This window comes from Amycolatopsis sp. WAC 04169 (assembly GCF_003947535.1).
Lineage (GTDB): Bacteria > Actinomycetota > Actinomycetes > Mycobacteriales > Pseudonocardiaceae > Amycolatopsis > Amycolatopsis keratiniphila.
In genome coordinates, this window is record NZ_QHJI01000009.1 from 278,288 (window position 1) to 296,360 (window position 18,073).

The 18,073-nt window shown below is 69.7% G+C and carries 13 protein-coding genes; 8 read left to right on the top strand and 5 right to left on the bottom strand.

Annotated features, from left to right (window positions below):
* The first annotated feature begins 1 nt into the window (after position 1).
* From DMC61_RS26520 to smc, 5 genes are all read left to right on the top strand, one after another.
* Positions 2–2,587, top strand: a complete 2,586-nt coding sequence (locus DMC61_RS26520) for a sensor histidine kinase KdpD (RefSeq protein WP_125692147.1) — start codon at positions 2–4, stop codon at positions 2,585–2,587.
* Positions 2,584–3,285: a response regulator gene (locus DMC61_RS26525; RefSeq protein ID WP_005154857.1), complete on the top strand. Its 702-nt coding sequence runs from the start codon at positions 2,584–2,586 to the stop codon at positions 3,283–3,285. Before DMC61_RS26520 ends, DMC61_RS26525 begins: the two co-directional genes overlap by 4 nt.
* Positions 3,286–3,399: 114 nt before the next feature.
* Positions 3,400–3,921, top strand: a complete 522-nt coding sequence (locus tag DMC61_RS26530) for a hypothetical protein (RefSeq protein ID WP_125692149.1) — start codon at positions 3,400–3,402, stop codon at positions 3,919–3,921.
* A gap of 253 nt (positions 3,922–4,174) precedes the next feature.
* Positions 4,175–4,462 (top strand): acylphosphatase, encoded by a 288-nt coding sequence (locus tag DMC61_RS26535; RefSeq protein ID WP_125692151.1) that lies wholly within the window; start codon positions 4,175–4,177, stop codon positions 4,460–4,462.
* Between the two features lie 88 nt (positions 4,463–4,550).
* Positions 4,551–8,150, top strand: coding sequence for a chromosome segregation protein SMC (gene smc, locus DMC61_RS26540; protein ID WP_125692153.1), 3,600 nt, complete (start codon positions 4,551–4,553; stop codon positions 8,148–8,150).
* Positions 8,151–8,227: 77 nt separating this feature from the next.
* Here smc and DMC61_RS26545 read toward each other — a convergent pair whose 3' ends face one another.
* Entirely contained in the window at positions 8,228–9,811 is a 1,584-nt protein-coding gene (locus tag DMC61_RS26545) for a sodium:solute symporter (RefSeq protein ID WP_125692155.1), read from the bottom strand.
* Positions 9,812–9,820: 9 nt separating this feature from the next.
* Positions 9,821–11,029 (bottom strand): anhydro-N-acetylmuramic acid kinase, encoded by a 1,209-nt coding sequence (locus DMC61_RS26550; RefSeq protein ID WP_199750111.1) that lies wholly within the window; start codon positions 11,027–11,029, stop codon positions 9,821–9,823.
* Between the two features lie 152 nt (positions 11,030–11,181).
* On the opposite strand from DMC61_RS26550, the gene ftsY reads away from it, so the two are divergent.
* Positions 11,182–12,498 (top strand): signal recognition particle-docking protein FtsY, encoded by a 1,317-nt coding sequence (gene ftsY / locus DMC61_RS26555; protein ID WP_125692157.1) that lies wholly within the window; start codon positions 11,182–11,184, stop codon positions 12,496–12,498.
* On the opposite strand, the gene DMC61_RS26560 is transcribed toward ftsY, so the two are convergent.
* A complete protein-coding gene (locus tag DMC61_RS26560) occupies positions 12,495–13,196 on the bottom strand; it encodes a hypothetical protein (RefSeq protein WP_125692159.1) in 702 nt (233 codons plus the stop codon). The genes ftsY and DMC61_RS26560 overlap by 4 nt on opposite strands.
* 87 nt (positions 13,197–13,283) lie before the next feature.
* Positions 13,284–14,786 (bottom strand): MFS transporter, encoded by a 1,503-nt coding sequence (locus tag DMC61_RS26565; protein ID WP_125692161.1) that lies wholly within the window; start codon positions 14,784–14,786, stop codon positions 13,284–13,286.
* A 108-nt stretch (positions 14,787–14,894) separates the two neighbouring features.
* Between DMC61_RS26565 and DMC61_RS26570 the strand changes: the two genes are divergently transcribed.
* A complete protein-coding gene (locus DMC61_RS26570; RefSeq protein ID WP_125692163.1) occupies positions 14,895–15,626 on the top strand; it encodes a TetR/AcrR family transcriptional regulator in 732 nt (243 codons plus the stop codon).
* Here DMC61_RS26570 and DMC61_RS26575 read toward each other — a convergent pair.
* Entirely contained in the window at positions 15,616–16,392 is a 777-nt protein-coding gene (locus tag DMC61_RS26575) for an IclR family transcriptional regulator (RefSeq protein WP_125692165.1), read from the bottom strand. The genes DMC61_RS26570 and DMC61_RS26575 overlap by 11 nt on opposite strands.
* A 103-nt stretch (positions 16,393–16,495) precedes the next feature.
* Here DMC61_RS26575 and aceB point away from each other — a divergent pair, with 103 nt between their 5' ends.
* A complete protein-coding gene (aceB, locus tag DMC61_RS26580) occupies positions 16,496–18,073 on the top strand; it encodes a malate synthase A (RefSeq protein ID WP_125692167.1) in 1,578 nt (525 codons plus the stop codon).

The window sequence follows — 18,073 nt, forward strand, 5'->3', positions numbered from 1 at the left end:
CGTGGACGAGAACACGACCAAGCCGCGCCGGGGTGAGCTGAGGATCTACCTCGGCGCGGCCCCGGGCGTCGGCAAGACCTACGCGATGCTCGGCGAGGCGCGCCGCCGCCTCGACCGCGGCACCGACGTGGTCATCGGCCTCGTCGAGACGCACGGGCGGAAGAAGACCGCGGAGCTCGTCGAGGGTTTGGAGACCGTGCCGCGCCGCCGGTCCGCCCACCGGGAGCACGAGTTCGAGGAGATGGACCTCGACGCGCTGCTCGCCCGCGCGCCCGAGGTCGCCGTGGTCGACGAACTCGCGCACACCAACGTGCCGGGTTCGCGCAACGAGAAGCGCTGGCAGGACATCGACGAACTGCTCGCCGCCGGGATCGCCGTCCTCTCCACGGTCAACGTGCAGCATCTGCAGAGCCTCAACGACGTCGTCGAGCGGATCACCGGCGTCACCCAGCAGGAGACCGTGCCCGACGAGGTCGTGCGGCGGGCCGAGCAGCTGGAGCTGGTCGACATCACGCCCGAGGCGCTGCGGCGGCGCCTGGCGCACGGCAACGTGTACCCGGCCGAGCGGATCGACGCGGCGCTGGGCAACTACTTCCGTCCCGGGAACCTCACGGCGTTGCGGGAGCTCGCGCTGTTGTGGGTCGCCGATCAGGTGGACGTCGCGCTGCAGCGGTACCGGGCCGAGCAGAAGATCACCGACACGTGGGAAGCCCGCGAACGGGTGGTCGTATCCATCACCGGCGGCCCGGAGAGCGAGACGCTGATCCGCCGCGCGAGCCGTATCGCGAACCGCGCGGGCGCCGAACTGCAGGTGCTGCACATCCTGCGCGGCGACGGGCTCGCCGGGATGGGGCCGACGGCGGTCGGCAAGTACCGGAAGCTGGCCGAAGAGGTCGGCGCGACCTTCCACACCGTCGTCGGCGACGACGTGCCGACGGCGCTGCTCGACTTCGCGCGGGGAGTGAACGCCACGCAGCTCGTCGTCGGGACCTCACGCCGGTCACGGGTGGCGCGGCTGTTCGACGAAGGCATCGGCGCGGCCGTGGTCCAGCGGTCCGGCCCGATCGACGTCCACATGGTCACGCACGACGAAGCCGGCGGGCGGTTGCGCGCCCGTTTCACCCGGAGCCCGTTGACGCCATCGCGCCGCCTGACCGGATGGGTGCTCTCACTGGTGCTGCCGGCGCTGGCGACGCTGCTCGGTGTCCTGCTGAGGGACCAGCTCGACTTCTCGACCGACGTGGTCGACTACGTCCTCGCGACAGTGCTGGTCGCGCTCGCGGGCCGGCTCGGCCCCGCGCTGCTCGCGGCGGTGGTCTCGGCCGGGCTGCTGAACTTCTTCTTCACCCCGCCGCTGTACAACCTGACCGTCCACGAGCCCCGCAACGTGATCACGCTGGTCGCGATGGTGCTGGTGGCCGTCCTCGTCGCGGCGGTCGCCGACGTCGCCGCCCGGCGCGCGACGCAGGCCGCGCGGGCGAGGACCGAGGCGGCGCTGCTGGCGTCGTACGCGCGGACCGTGCTCACCCACACCAACCCGATCGAGCGGCTGCTGGAGAAGGTCCGCGAGAACTTCGGGATGACTTCGGTGACCTTGCTGGAAAAACGGGACGGGAAGTGGAAGCGGGTGGCGAACGCCGGCACGGATCCGTGCGCGGACCCGGACCAGGCCGACGCCGACATCGCCGTCACCGCCGACGTCCACCTGACGCTGCGCGGGCGCGCGCTGCCCGCGTCGGACCGGGGAGTGCTGGAAGCCGTGGCGGGGCAGGCGTTGCTGGCGTTGCGGCAGCAGCGGACGGCGAAGGCGGCCATCCGGGCCGAACGCAAGGCCGAGGCGACCGAACTGCGCACGGCGTTGCTGTCCGCCGTGGGACACGACCTCCGCACCCCGCTGACGTCGATCAAGGCGTCCATCGGCAGCCTGCGCGCCACCGACATCTCACTGTCCGAAGAGGACACCGACGAGCTGTTCGAAGCGATCGAGGAATCGGCCGACCGGCTCGCCGGGCTGATCGACAACCTGCTCGACTCGTCGCGGTTGGCGACCGGCGCGGTGCGCCCGCACCTGCGTCCGGTGGGCTACGACGAGGTGGTCTCGCACGCTTTGTCCAATGTGGACAACTCGGCTTCGGTCGTGGTCGCGATCGACTCGCGGCTGCCGTCGGTGTGCGCCGACCCGGGCCTGCTGGAGCGGGTGGTGGCGAACGTGATCGACAACGCCCTGCGGCACGGCGCCTCCGGCGAGCCGGTCTCGGCCCGCGCCAGCACGCATTCCGAACACGTCGAACTGCGCATCATCGACCACGGGCGCGGGCTGAAGAAGGGCACCGCGGACTCGGCGTTCGCGCCGTTCCAGCGGCTCGGGGGAGACCGGGACAGCGTGCCCGGCGTGGGACTGGGGCTGTCGGTCGCCAAGGGGTTCACCGAGGCGATGGGCGGGCGGATCCGGGCGGAGGACACGCCCGGCGGCGGGCTCACCGTCGTCATCTCGCTGCCCGCATATGTTGGTCAGGATCCGGAAAAGAGCCTCCTCGCTTTCGACGACGAGGGCCTCGAGAACGAAGAGGAGGAGCGAGTGCGATGAGCGCAGACACCGCGTCGGCGACCGTGCTGGTCGTCGACGACGAACCGCAGATCGTGCGAGCCCTGCGGATCAACCTGTCCGCCCGCGGCTACAAGGTGATCACCGCGCACGACGGGACGGCCGCGCTGAAGGCCGTCGCCGAGACCAAACCCGACGTCGTCGTGCTCGACCTGGGCCTGCCCGACCTCGACGGCACCGAGGTCATCGCCGGGCTCCGCGGCTGGACGACGGTGCCGATCATCGTGCTGTCCGCGCGCGGCGACTCGGCCGACAAGGTGCAGGCCCTCGACGCCGGCGCCGACGACTACGTCACCAAACCCTTCGGCATGGACGAACTGCTCGCGCGGCTCCGTGCCGCCGTCCGCCGGTCGGCCACGTCCAGTGTGGACGGTGCGGACGCGGTGGTGGACACGGGATCCTTCCGGATCGACCTCGCGGCGAAGAAGGTGCGCCGGGACGGCAAGGAGGTGCACCTCACCAAGACCGAATGGGGCGTGCTGGAGCTGCTGGTGCGCAACCGCGGCCGTCTGGTGGCGCAGAAGCAGCTGCTGCACGAGGTGTGGGGGCCGACGTACGAGACGGAATCGCACTACCTGCGGGTGTATCTGGCGCAGTTGCGGCGGAAGCTGGAGCCGGAACCGTCGCGGCCGCGGCACCTGCTGACGGAACCAGGGATGGGGTACCGCTTCGAAATGTGACCCCTCGTGGTCCTCGGGTGTCATGAAAGGGCCGTTCAGGACGTTTTTCGTCCTGAACGGCCCTTTCATGACATCCGCGGTGAGGCCTACTGGGCGCTGCTCGTCGAGGTGTCGGTGCCCGAGGTGCTGGACCGGCCCGACGAGGAGTCGGGCGCACCGCTGGAGCTGGAGCCGCCACCCGGCGGCGTCTCACCCGACGTGGTCGTCGTGGGAGGCGGCGTCGTAGTGGTCGGCGGATTCGACGTCGTCGGCTTCGGTGTGGTCGAGCTCGGTTTGGGCGTCGTCGGCGGCAGCACCGTACGAGTCGGCTCACCGCCGCCAGGGGTCGTCGCGGGCGGCGGAGGCGGGGCGACGACGCTCGTCGTCTCCTTCCCGTCCGGGCCGACCGACGTCACCGTGGTCGGCGGCGCCGTCGAGCTGGACGGCGCGCCGGGGGTCGGTGAACCGCTGACGGTCATCGGGCCGCCGGGGACGGCGTTGCCCGGCACCAGCTGGACGCCGGCGGGGGCGACGCCCTGTCCGCCACCGGGGATACCGGTGCCGCCCGCGGTGGCGGAAACGCCGGGACCCGCGAGTTCGGCGATCGCGGCGAAGGCCGTGGCCACCACGAGGCCGCTGACGCCGAGTACGGCGTAGCCTGCGCGGTTGAGCTTGCCGGTGGCGCCGCGCGGCGGTGCCACGGACACGCGTGCGCTCGAATCAGACCCGTCGGGACGGGGCATGTGCTGGCTCCTCGGATGGGGGGCTTCGGGGAGTTCGGCTACCCGGGCGAGGTAGCCCGAAGTGGGGACCCGGCGCGGAGATTATCACCGCCGCTTCACCGTCTGCGAACTACAGCGAGCGTCGTGTTCACCCTCCGCGTTCATCCGCATGGTGCACGATAGGGGTCGTGAGTGAAGAAGTAACACACATCAGGCTGACCGCGTGGGTGCACGGGCGGGTGCAGGGTGTCGGTTTCCGCTGGTGGACCCGCAGCAGGGCGCTTGAGCTCGGGTTGGTCGGCAGCGCGGGCAATCTGGCCGACGGACGTGTCGAGGTGGTGGCGGAGGGTGATCGTGAACACTGTGAGCGGCTTTTGACGGCTTTGCGCTCCGGGGAATCACCCGGAAGTGTGGACCACGTCGTCGAACGCTGGTCGCCCGCGAAGGGCGGGCTCCGCGGGTTCGTGGAGCGCTGAGGCCCCGCGTCCCACGATCACCGTGAGCACACAGGTAGCCTGGGCCGATTGAACGACCGGTTCCCGCAGCCAGAGGGGTCAGCACGACGTGCACCTGAAGAGCCTGACGCTCAAGGGCTTCAAGTCCTTCGCCTCGGCGACGACGTTGCGTTTCGAGCCGGGCATCACCTGCGTGGTCGGACCGAACGGGTCCGGCAAGTCGAACGTCCTCGACGCGCTCCGCTGGGTCATGGGCACCCAGGGCGCGAAGGACCTTCGCGGCGGCAAGATGGAGGACGTCATCTTCGCCGGGACCGCCGGCCGTGCCCCGCTCGGGCGCGCCGAGGTCACCCTGACCATCGACAACGCCGACGGCGCGCTGCCCATCGAGTACTCCGAAGTCTCGATCACCCGCCGGATGTTCCGTGACGGCGCGAGCGAATACGAGATCAACGGCGACCGCTGCCGCCTGATGGACGTGCAGGAACTGCTGTCGGACTCCGGTATCGGCCGCGAGATGCACGTCATCGTCGGGCAGGGGCAGCTTTCGGCGATCCTCGAATCCAAACCCGAGGAGCGCCGCGCCTTCATCGAAGAGGCCGCCGGTGTCCTCAAGCACCGCAAGCGCAAGGAACAGACCCTGCGCAAGCTCGCGAACATGCAGGGCAACCTCGACCGCCTCGGCGACCTCACCACCGAGCTGCGCCGCCAGCTCAAACCGCTGGGCAAGCAGGCCGAGATCGCCCGCAAGGCGCAGTGGGTGCAATCCGAACTGCGTGACGCCCGGCTGCGGTTGTTCGCCCACGACCTCGTCACCCAGCGCGCGGGCATCGCCAAGGAAGAGGCCGACGAGCGCGTCGCCCGCCAGCGTCGCGCCGAGGTCGAGCAGGCGCTGGAGATCGTCGCCGCCGAGGAGGCCGAGCTCGAAGCGTCGCTCGCCGAGGACGCCCCGAAGCTGGCCGCGGCTCAGGAGACTTGGTACAAGCTTTCCGCGTTGACCGAGCGGCTGCGCGGCACGGTTCGGCTCGCGCTGGAGCGTCAGCGGCATCTGTCGTCCGACGTGCAGCAGGCGAGCACCGGCCGCGACCCCGACGAGCTGCTGGCCGAGGCCGAGCAGGTCGCCGAGCGCGAGCAGGAGCTCAACGAGGCCGTCGCCGAGGCGCGGCTGGTGCTTTCGGAGACCGTCCAGCGGCGCGAACAGCTCGAACACCTCGTCCAGGCGGCCGAGCGCGCGCATATGGCCGCCGTCCGCGCGATCGCCGACCGCCGGGAAGGGCTCGCGAAGCTCACCGGCCAGGTCGAGGCGCTGCGCAGCAAGAACGGCGCGACCTCCGACGAGATCGACCGGCTCACCGTGTCGCTCGAAGAGGCCGCCGAGCGCGCGGAGATCGCCGTCGAGGAGCTCGAAGAGGCCAAGGCCGAAGGCGGTGTCGAGGAGTCCGACGACCTCGACCTCCAGGCCCACCACGACCGTGCGGTGGAGGCCAACAACGCCGCCAAGGCCCGCGTCGAGGAACTGGTCAAGGCCGAGCGGGCCGCCGAGCGCGAGATCGCGTCGGAGAAGGCGCGTGTCGAGGCGCTGTCGATGGGCTTGCGGCGTAAGGACGGCGCGGGCGCGCTGCTCGGCGCGCAGCACGAGCTGCCGGGTCTTCTCGGTTCGGTGGCCGCACTGCTGACCGTCGAAGCCGGACACGAGGTCGCGCTGGCCGCGGCGCTCGGCCCGGTCGCCGACGCGGTCGCGGTCAACGGCGGCGCCGACGCGCTCGCTGCGCTGAAGTACTTGAAGGACAACGATTCCGGTCGCGCGGGCATTCTGCTCGGCGGACTGGAATCCACTGTGGACACCAGCGCCTGGCCGTCGCTGCCCGAGGGCGCGCGCTGGGCGCGTGAAGTGGTCACGACGCCGCCCGCGCTGCGCTCCGCCGTCGAGCACGCGCTCGACCGGGTGGCCATTGTGGACGGTCTGGAATCCGCGCGCCGTCTCGTCGAGGTGTACCCCGACGTCAGCACGGTCACGCCCGAGGGCGATGTCTTCGGTGCGCGCTGGGCGGTCGGTGGTTCCGCGCGCAGCGAGAGCGTCATCGAGGTGCAGGCCGCGGTCGACGAGGCGGGTGACCGGCTGAACGCCGCCGAGCGCGCGCTGGAACGCACCGCCGCGGAGCTCGAAGGCGCCCGCGCCGGGCAGGCCGCCCGGCGTGAAGAGGTCAGCAGGGCCAAGGACGCGCTCGGGGATGCGAAGGTCCGCAAGGCCCGCTCGTCCGAGCGGCTGAACAGGTTGCAGCAGGCCGCGCGTGCCGCACAGGCCGAAATGGACCGCCTGAGCAACCAGCGCGCCAAGGTCGAGCAGAGCCGCGAGCAGGCGCTGCAGCAGCTCGCCGAACTCGAAGAGCGACTGGCCGCCGTCGCCGAGCAGGAAGTCGACGAGGATCCGGACACCGCCGAGCGCGACCAGGCCGCCGAAGACCTCGGCACGGTCCGCCAGGAGGAGATGGAGTCCCGGCTCGCGCTGCGCACCGCCGAGGAGCGCGCGCGGAGCATCCAGGGCAAGGCCGAATCGCTCCGCCGGGCCGCGCACGCCGAACGTCAGGCCCGCGAACGGGCCGAAAAGTCCAGGGCCGCGCGGAAACGCGGCGCCGAGATCGCCAACGCGGTGGTCAACGGCGGCGAGATCGCGTTGGAACGTATCGAGGTCTCCGTGCAGCGCGCCGCCCACGAACGGGACGAGGCGCAGGCGCAGCGGCAGTCGCGGGAGACCGCGCTGACCCAGGTCCGCAGCAAGGTCCGCGAGCTGACCGGCGAACTGGAGAAGCTCACCGACGCCGTCCACCGCGACGAGGTGCTGCGCGCGGAGCAGCGGCTGCGGCTCGAACAGCTCGAAACCAAGATCGCCGAAGACTTCGGCATCGGCCTCGAGGATCTCGTCTCCGAGTACGGTCCGGACGTCCCCGTGCCGCCGAGCGCGGGGGAGATGGCCGAGTACGAGGCGGCCAAGGAACGCGGCGAGGACGTCACCCCGCCGCCGCCCATGCCGTTCGACCGCGACACCCAGGCCCGCCGGGCGAAGCGCGCGGAGAAGGACCTGAGCCTGCTGGGCAAGGTCAACCCGCTGGCGCTGGAGGAGTTCGCGGCGCTGGAGGAGCGCTACAAGTTCCTCTCGACCCAGCTCGAAGACCTCAAGGACACCCGCAAGGACCTCGAAGCCGTCATCAAGCAGGTCGACGAAAAGATCCTCGAGGTCTTCGCGTCGGCGTACGAGGACGTCGCGCGCGAGTTCGAGACCGTGTTCGGCGTGCTGTTCCCGGGTGGCGAGGGGCGCATGGTGCTCACGCAGCCCAACGACCTGCTCGCCACCGGCGTCGACGTCGAAGCGCGCCCGCCGGGCAAGAAGGTCAAGCGGCTCTCGCTGCTGTCCGGTGGGGAGAAGTCGCTCGTCGCCGTCGGCATGCTGGTGGCGATCTTCCGCGCCCGGCCTTCGCCCTTCTACGTCATGGACGAGGTCGAGGCCGCGCTCGACGACACCAACATGCGACGGCTGATCGGGCTGCTGGAGCAGCTGCGGGACTCCTCGCAGCTGATCATCATCACCCACCAGAAGCCGACCATGGAGATCGCCGACGCGCTGTACGGCGTTTCGATGCAGGGCGACGGCATCACGAAGGTGATCTCGCAGCGGCTGCGGACGTCCGAAGAGGAGCCGGTCACCGCCTGATCCCCGATGTCATGAAAGGGCCGTTCAGGACAAATAACGTCCTGAACGGCCCTTTCATGACATTTACGGGAGAGTGGCTAAGCCGGGGTGGACTCCTTCACGTCCGGCTCCGCCAGCGGATCCACGCTCCCGTGCCGCAGCGAAAGCAGCCCGCCCACGACGAGCGTGATCACCACGCCGCACAGCGTGTACCACGGCCACGCCAGCGCCACCGTGTTCCCGGACGACTTGCTGAAGTCGACGCCGATCAGGCTGCCGTCCGGTTTGTTGAACTTGACGCCCAGGATGATGAACGCCATCACGATCACCGTGGACACGAACGCCACGATCGCGTCCGCCTGCCTCGCCCGCTTGAACAGCAGGCCGAGGAGGAACGCGCCGAGCAACGCGCCGTAGGTGTATCCGGTGATGCCGAGCGCCTGCACCACGATCGGATCGGCCGAGGTCTTGTTGGAGGAGGCGAAGAAACCCGCGCACAGGATCAGCGCGCCCGCCCAGACGATCGTCCAGATCCGGCCGTGCTTCAGCCGTTCGGCTTCCGGGAGTTCCCGGCCGATCACCCGTTCGTAGACGTCGGTCACCGTCGACGACGCCAGTGCGCCGAGCGACGAACTCAGTGCCGCGGCGAGGATCCCGGCGATCACGAACCCGGACAGACCGCTCGGCAGGTCGTTCACGATGAAGTTCGCGAACAGTTCGTCCTTGTTGGCCAGCCCGAGGCCTTCCGGCTTCGGCTTGGTCGGGTTGAGGCCGTTGTAGAGCGCCCACAGCAGCACACCGATGAACAGGAACAGCGCGAACTGCAGGAACACCACGAAACCGCTGGCGACCAGCGCCTTCCGCGCGGCACGCAGGTCGTTGGTGGACTGAAGGCGCTGCACGATCAGCTGGTCGGAGCCGTGCGAGGCCATCGAGAGCACCGCGCCGCCGATCAGCGCGGTGAAGAACGCGTACTGCCCGGTGAGCATGTTCGAGGAGAAGTCGAAGATCTGGAACTTGTTCGCGTCGACGGCCTTGCCGAACCAGCCGTCCGGCAGCCTGTCGGAGATCGCCCAGATCACCACGACCGCGCCGAGGATGTACCAGAGCATCTGGATCGCGTCGACCCAGACGACCGCGCGGACGCCGCCGAAGAAGCTGTAGAGCACCATCGCGATGCCGAGTCCGACCACGATGGTCCAGTACGAGACGTTCAGGCCGTAGGCCGCCATCACCACCTTGATCGGGATCGCGGTGGCGAACAGCCGGATACCGTCGGCCAGTGTCCGGGTGAGCAGGAAGGTCACCGACGCGGTGCCCTGCAGTCCGCTGCCGAAACGCTTGCCGAGGAAGGCGTACGCGGTGACCAGGTTGCCCGCCACGTAGCGCGGCAACAGCACCATCGACACCACGATCCGGCCGGCGATGTAGCCGATGGCGAGTGCGAGGTAGGTCATCCCGCCGTCGCCGGGGGTGGCGATGTAGGCCACCGTCGGCACGGAGAGCACGGTGAGGGTGGACGTCTCCGCGGAGACGACCGAAAGGCAGGCCACCCACCAGGAGATCTTGCCTTCACCGACGAAGTAGTCGGAGCCGGATTTCTGTTTGCCGCCGATCCAGACGCCCAGCAAGGGCATGCCGACCAGAAAAAGCCCGATGATCGCGAGGTCAAGTGCGCGCATCCGTATCTCCTATCGCTCGCCGGTCTTCGCCGCTACCCGTAGCCGGGTCACGGTTGAGGTATGCGGGGCGGGGAGCCGCAGGGGGCCCGCGCCCGGGGTGATGCTGCCGAGCAACCGGTGACCGCGGGCGCCGGTCGCCGACGGGAGGTTCCCCGGGACGCCGGACCACGTCAGCCAGCCGAGCAGAATGGTCAGGTATGCCTCTTTGCCCGCGCGCGGCAGCCCGTGGTCGTCGCTGGTCTTCAGCGCCGTGCCCGGCAGGTTCCTGGTGAGCGCGGCCATCAGCGCCGGGTTGTCGGCGCCGCCGCCGGAGACGATCAGCGTGGTGATGTCGTGGCGGCGGCATTCCGCGGCGATCGTCACCGCGGTCAGTTCGGTCAGCGTCGCCAGGAGATCTTCCGCGCCGACCGGCGGGAGCCCGTCGAGCGCCGCGTCGAGGTACGCGCCATGGAAGAGCTCCTTGCCGGTCGACTTCGGTGGCGCGGCCGCGTAGTACGGGTCGAGCAGGAGCTTCGCCAGCAGGTCGGGCCGGACCGCGCCGCGAAGGGCGAGCGCGCCGTCGATGTCGGCATGACGTCCGGTGGCGCGGTGCGCCGCGATGTCCATGAGGGCGTTGCCGGGGCCCGTGTCGTAGGCCAGGACGGCGCCATCGGCGGGGACGACCGTGATGTTCGCGATCCCGCCGATGTTCAGTGCCGCGACCGGGCCGAGCGTGGCCATTTCCCGTAGCCACAACGCGTCCATCGTGCTGGCGAGCGGGGCTCCGTGCCCGCCTGCGGCGACGTCGCGGACACGGAGGTCGGCCACCACCGGCAGTCCGGTGCGTTCGGCGATCCACGCCGGGTTCCCCAGTTGCAAGGTGCCGCGCGCGGTGCCGTCTTCGACCCAGTGGAACACCGTCTGGCCCAGCGAAGCGACGACGTCCGCTTCGCCGCCCGCCAGCTCCTCGACGCCGCGCGCGGCGGCCTCGGCGAAGGCCTGGCCCACCAGGGTGTCGAGTTTCGTGAGCTGCTCGGCGTCGCAGGGATTCGGCGGGAGGGCGGCGAGCAAGGCTTCGCGGAGTGGTTCGGGATAAGGGATTTCGAGCTGGCCGAGCGGGGAGAGCACCACCGTGTCCCCGTCGGCGCGCAGTTCGGCGGCCGCCACGTCGATCCCGTCGATCGAGGTGCCGGAGATGAGCCCGATGATCCGGACCCCAGTGCCGGAGAGAACCGTCATTCGAAGTGGTCTAGCCCTCGGCCCGGAGACCGCGCAAGCGCGACCGTTTCTTCTTGTCCGAAATGAGTCCTATCCAGTGGGTGGTTGACAAGATCGGCTTGCTTCCCGTGGGGCGTCTGAGCGCGGCGGGGTGCGGATGCGAGGATGGCGCCGTGTCGAGTACCCCCTGGTTCTGGATCGTTGTCGTTGCCGTCGTGGTCCTGGTCGCCGTTCTGGTGGCCGGGCTGCTCATCGCGCGCCGCCGCCGGATCAGCCTGGACGAGTCCAAGGCTGCCGACGTCGTCGAGAAGCCGAAGGGCGGCGGTTATACCGCGACAGGCGGGATCGCGCTCGCGCCTGGTGGCGAGAAGACCGAAGAGGCCGAGGAGCCGGAACACCCGGTCGAGGATCGCCCGGAGACCGACGGCCAGCCCGCCGTCGGCGACGACGCGGCGGTGCCGCGGGATTCCGCGCAGCGCACGGTGCGCGACGTCGAACTCCCCGAACCTGCCGAGGCCACTGAGGAAGCGGCACCGGCGCCCGCCGAGGAGATCGCCCCGGCCACGGGACGCCTGGAGCGGCTGCGAGGCAGGCTGGGCAAGTCCCGTTCGGTGTTCGGGCAGAGCCTGCTCGGCCTGCTGGGTGCCGGCGACCTCGACGAGGACTCCTGGCAGGACGTCGAGGACACGCTGCTTATGGCGGACCTGGGCGCCGCGACGACCACCGAGATCGTCGAGCGGCTTCGCGACGAGCTGAAGCGCCGCGCCGTGCGGACGTCGGAGGAGGCGCGCGCGGTCTTGCAGGAGGTGCTGACCTCCGCCCTGTCGACCGACGCGGTGCGGGCCGTCCGCGCGCTGCCGCACACCGTCGACGGGAAGAAGCAGCCCGCCGTCGTGCTGGTCGCCGGGGTCAACGGCACCGGCAAGACCACCACCACCGGCAAACTCGCCCGCGTGCTCGTCGCGCAGGGCAGCACCGTGGTGCTCGGCGCGGCCGACACCTTCCGCGCCGCCGCGGCGGACCAGCTCCAGACGTGGGCCGAACGCGTGGGCGCCGAGGTCGTGCGCGGCAAGGAAGGCGCGGACCCGGCGGCGGTCGCCTTCGACGCCGTCAAGCGTGGCACCGAGGCGGGCGTGGACACGGTCCTGGTCGACACCGCGGGCCGCCTGCACACGAAGACCGGCCTGATGGACGAGCTGGGCAAGGTCAAGCGAGTCGTCGAGAAGCAGGCGAAGGTCGACGAGGTGCTGCTGGTGCTCGACGCCACCACCGGGCAGAACGGGCTGATGCAGGCCCGCGTGTTCTCGGAGGTCATCGACGTCACCGGCATCGTGCTGACCAAACTGGACGGCACCGCGAAGGGCGGCATCGTCTTCCAGGTGCAGCGTGAACTCGGGGTGCCGGTGAAGCTGGTCGGCCTCGGTGAGGGGCCGGACGATCTGGCGCCGTTCGAGCCGGGCGCGTTCGTCGAGGCCCTGCTCAGCAGCTAGTCACTTGCCTTGGCCGGAGGGAACTTCAGCCGCATGGTGGTCATGAAGATGTAGAGATGGTTTTGGCAAATTCCGAAGTACAGGGCGGGGGCGCCGCACGAACAGCAGGTCGTGAGGTCCAGTGCCCGAGGTGTACCGGACGGCTGCCCGATCCGCCGGCCTCCGGGAGGCAGATCGGGCGGCGTGTGCTGAGGGGCCGCGGAGGCCTTGCGCGCAGGCTTGGGCATGACTGGTTTGGCACCACTTGGTTTCCGTCCGGGTGGTTTGGGCGCTTGGACGAGCACCGGCACCGGCCGGATGCGGACCTTCTTGGTGCGATTGTGGCCCAGCCAGACCCGCTCTCTTCCGACGGCGTGCTGAGTCGCTTGGTCGCGAACAGGGGACAGTTCGAGCACGGTCGCCGTGATGTCGTAGGTGCCCCGCTTCAGCCTCAGGTGGGCGGTCTCCCTGAGCACCATTCGCACGATCAGGTGCGTGGCGGAGCCCTCGACCCGATACAGGGTCACCACCACCGGAGCCTTGGCGCCCCGGCAGTACGGCAAGGTGTAGTCCACGATGAGGTCGAGGTCGCTGGTCGGTTCGGCACCTTCGACGCTCAGATCGTGACGTCGTACTTTCCGGTCGCCCGCGGCCACCAGCCGGTCGGCCGTCGTGTCCACGACCTTCTTCCCGATCCACGCGATCAGAGGTTCGACCATTTGACGTCCCCTTCGCTCGTCCCTCTTCGAGGCTACGGCGAAGGCCCCTCCTCCGACTGAGCCGAAAGAGGGGCCTGCACGTGTTCGTCAGACGGCGGCCGGGGCCTTCTCGCCGGAGTCCGGCGGAACCGGTGCGGTCTTCTTGTCCCGCATCACCAGGAACGCGACCACCGCCGCGGCCAGCACGCCGGCCGCGCTCGCCAGGAACGTCGTCGACATCGCCGAAGTGAACGACTCGCGGGCCGCGGCGATGAGGCCGTCGTTACCGGTCGCGAAGGCGTCGCCGATCGAAAGCCGCGCCTGCGCCGGGGCGGATTCGGGCATATGCGAGGTGAACAGGCTCGACACGATGCTGCCCAGGATCGCGATGCCGAGCGCGGCGCCCAGCTGCTGGATCGTGTCGTTGAGCGCGGAGCCGACCCCCGCCTGTTCCTCCGGGACCTCGCCCATCAGTGCCGCGATCGCCGCCGGCATCGCCACCCCGCCGCCCGCGCCGAGCAGGAACAACGCGGCCGCGGGCAGGAGGAAGCCTTCGTTCGCCGCCATCGTCGCGAGCAGGCCGAAGCCGCCCGCCATCACGATCATCCCGACCGTGGTCAGTGCCCGGTTGCCGATCTTCTGGCCCAGCGTGGCGCCGAGGGTGTTGAACAGCAGCGACGCGATGGCCATCGGGATGAACGCGAGACCCGCCTCGGTCGGCGTGTAGCCGAGCACGAACTGCAGGTACTGGGTCAGGAGCAGCAGCAGCCCGCCGTTGCCGATCTGCACCAGCGTGAGCGACAGGCTGCCGCCGCTGAAGTTGCGTTTGCGGAACAGCTTCAGCGGGACCATCGGCGACGGCGTGTGCCGCTCCCAGAACACGAAGCCGGTCAGGCACACGATCGCGACCGCCAGCGGGATCAGGGTTCCGGCTTCGGCGAGGCCGTGCTTGGGCAGCTCGATGATCGTCCAGACCAGCGAGACCATGCCCGCCGCGGAGAGGACGGCGCCGAGCGGGTCCGGCTTCTGCCACGGGCCCTTGGACTCCGGCATCAGGGTGAGCGCGGCGATCACCGCGATGACGACGATCGGCACGTTGATCAGGAACACCGCGCCCCACCAGAACCACGCGATCAGCACGCCGCCCAGCACCGGGCCGCCGATCAGGCCGATCATCGCGACCGCGCTCCAGGCCGCCATCGCCTTGCGGCGTTCCTCGTCGTCGAAGACGGTGATCAGGATCGACAGGGTGCTCGGCATGATCAGCGCGCCGCCGACACCCATCACCGCGCGGGACGCGATCAGTTCGAGCGGGTTCGTGGCGAACGCCGCGACGAGTGAGGCCACCCCGAACAGGAGGAGGCCGACGATCATCACCTTCCGGCGCCCGAACCGGTCGCCGAGGCTGCCCGAGGTGAGCAGCAGCCCGGCGAACACCAGGATGTAGGAATCCAGGATCCATTGCGTGTCCTGGGCGCTCGCGCCGAGATCTTCGGCCAGCGGCGGCACGGCGACGGTCAGCACCATGTTGTCGACGACCAGCACGAGCGTGCTGAGGCACAGGACGATCAGGATCCACCAGCGCCGTGGATCGCGGATGGGCACGTTCATCGGGAAACCCCCAGAAGTGTTTGCGTACGTTGTTCGGCTGATGCGCACACTGTACGCAGAACGAAACGGCGTACGCAAGGGGGTACTTCGTGCGCTAAAGTGGACGGCATGTCAGTCGATGAACAGCCGATCCAGTCGGTGTGGACCCGCCCTCGCCGGAAGCGGGATCAGCCCGCGTTGAGTCAGGCGCAGATCGTGGCCGAGGCCGTCCGGCTCCTGGACGTCGAAGGTGTCGACGCGCTGAGCATGCGCAGGCTGGGCACCGCGCTGAACGCGGGCGCGACCTCGCTGTACCGGCACGTGGCCAACCGCGACGAGCTGATCGAGCTGGTCGTCGACGAGGTCTACGGCGAGATCACCGTGCCGGACGGCGACGATCCGGCGCGGTGGCGGGAGGCGGCCGTCGTGGGGGCGGAAAGCGTCCGCGCGATGATCCTGCGGCACCCGTGGGTGGCTTCACTGCTCGGCTCGGTCGGCCTGTCGTACCTCGGGCCGAACGTCATGCGGCTCAACGAGCGGCTGCTGGGCGTCTTCGTGCGCGCGGGCTTCCCCGCGGACGAGGCGGATCAGGCGATCAGCGCGGTCATCTCGTACGTGATCGGCATGGGAACGACGGAGGCGGCCTGGCTCACGACCGTCGCCAAGAGCGGCCAGAGTGAGCGCCAGTGGGCCGAACGTTTGCGTCCCGCCGTCGAGGAGGCGGCGCGGGAACACCCGCACCAGCGGGAAATGCTGGCCAGGGGAGAGGTCGAAGCCGATCCCGTCCGGCTCCGCGACGAGAAGTTCCGCTACGGGCTGGACAGGATGCTCGACGGTTTGGAGACCAGGCTCAAACGGTGACGCCGTCCTTCGAAAGGGTCGAGCCGAGCGAGGTCGCGATCCGCTGGACGACGGGCGCGATCCGCTCGACGGCCTCCATCGTGAGCCGTCCCGAAGGCCCGGACACCGAGACCGCCGCCGCCACCGGCGCGCCCGGGACCGCGACGGCCACGCAACGGACGCCCAGTTCCTGCTCCGCTTCGTCGAGCGCGTAACCCTGCTGGGCGATCTTCGCCAGCTCGCGCAGCAGCGCGTCCTCGTCGGTGAAGGTGTGCTCGGTGTAGGAGGGCATCCCCGTCCGGGCGAGCAGCGCCGTGACGTCTTCGGACGGCAGATGCGCCAGCATCGCCTTGCCCACGCCGGTGCCGTGCGGCAGGAGCCGCCGCCCGACCTCGGTGAACATCCGCATCGAGTGCTTCGACGGCACCTGGGCGACGTACACGACCTCGTCCCGCTCCAGGACGGCGAGGTTCGCGGTCTCGCCGACCTCGTCGACTAGCTCCGCGAGCAGCGGGCGCGCCCACGAACCGAACTGCATGCTGGCGTTCTCACCCAGCCGGATGAGCCGGGCGCCCAGCGCGTACCGGCGGTTGGTGTTCTGCCGGACGTAGCCCAGGTCCACCAGCGTCCTGATCAGCCGGTGGATGGTCGGCATCGGCAGGCCGGACAGGGTCGCCAGCTCCGAAAGACTGGCCTCCCCGCCGGTGTCCGCGAGATGCTCGAGGAGCTCGAAGGCCCGCTGAAGTGACTGGACGCCGCCATCGCGCCCGTTCTTCTCCGCTGCCACCGTGGTACTCCTTACGTCGGCGTTGATGTTCCGCTATGCAGAAACTATAGTCCGTCATGTAAAACCGTAGGGACGTTATTTATCCGAACTCGGGGTGTTACTCATGTCTGAAGCTCAGGTGCTCGGCGATCCGGTCGAGCGCGGGGACGAAATCCTCACGCCGGAGGCGCTCGCCTTCCTCGCCGGCCTGCACGAGGCCTTCGCCGCCCGCCGCGACGAGCTGCTGCAGGCCAGGAGCAAGCGCCGCGAGGAGGCCAGGGTCACCGGCAAGCTGGACTTCCTGCCCGAGACCAAGGAGATCCGCGAGGGCGACTGGAAGGTCGCCGAGGCCCCGCCCGCCCTGCGCGATCGCCGCGTCGAGATCACCGGCCCGACCGACCGCAAGATGACCATCAACGCGCTGAACTCCGGCGCCAAGGTCTGGCTCGCCGACCTCGAAGACGCCAACACGCCGCACTGGGCGAACGTCGTCTCCGGCCAGGTCAACCTGTACGATGCGGTCCGCGAGACCATCACGCTGGAGAGCGGCGGCAAGAGCTACGCGCTGAAGGACGACGTCGAGCACGCGACCATCGTCGTCCGCCCGCGCGGGTGGCACCTCGACGAGCGTGGCCTTTCCTTCGGCGGGCGCCAGGCCGTCGGCGCGCTGGTCGACTTCGGCCTGCACTTCTTCCACAACGCGCAGGAGCTGCTCAACCGCGGCAAGGGCCCGTACTTCTACCTGCCGAAGATGGAGAGCCACCTCGAAGCCCGGCTCTGGAACGACGTCTTCACCCACTCGGAGAAGACGCTCGGCATCGAGCACGGCACCGTCCGCGCGACCGTGCTGATCGAGACCATCCCGGCCGCGTTCGAGATGGAAGAGATCCTCTACGAACTGCGCGAGCACGCCTCCGGCCTCAACGCCGGCCGCTGGGACTACCTGTTCAGCGTCATCAAGTACTTCCGCGACGCGGGCGAGAAATTCGTCCTGCCGGACCGCAACTCGGTCACCATGACCGCGCCGTTCATGCGCGCGTACACCGAACTGCTGGTGCGCACCTGCCACAAGCGTGGCGCGTTCGCGATCGGCGGAATGGCCGCGTTCATCCCGAACCGCAAGGACCCGGAAGTCACCGCCGCGGCGCTCGACAAGGTCCGCGCCGACAAGAGCCGTGAAGCGGGCGACGGCTTCGACGGTTCCTGGGTCGCGCACCCCGGCATGGTGGACATCTGCCGCGAGGAGTTCGACAAGGTCCTCGGCGACAAGCCGAACCAGCTCGACCGCACCCGCGACGAGGTGTCCGTCACCGCCGACCAGCTGCTCGACGCGGCCTCCACGCCGGGTGCCGCCACCGCCGCCGGTCTGCGCGCCGCCGTCGACGTCGGCATCCGCTACATCGCCTCCTGGCTGCGCGGGAACGGCGCGGCGGCCATCCACAACCTGATGGAGGACGCCGCCACCGCGGAGATCTCGCGTTCGCAGGTGTGGCAGTGGGTGCGCAACGGCACGCAGCTCGACACCGGCGACAAGGTCACCGCCGAACTGGTGCGCGGCGTGCTGGCCGAGGTCCGCGGCGAACTCGCGGCGGAGATCAAACCGGAACTGCTGGAGCCCGCCGTCGAGCTGTTCGAGCAGGTCGCGCTCGCCGACGAGTTCCCGGACTTCCTGACCCTGCCCGCCTACGAACGGATCAAGTAG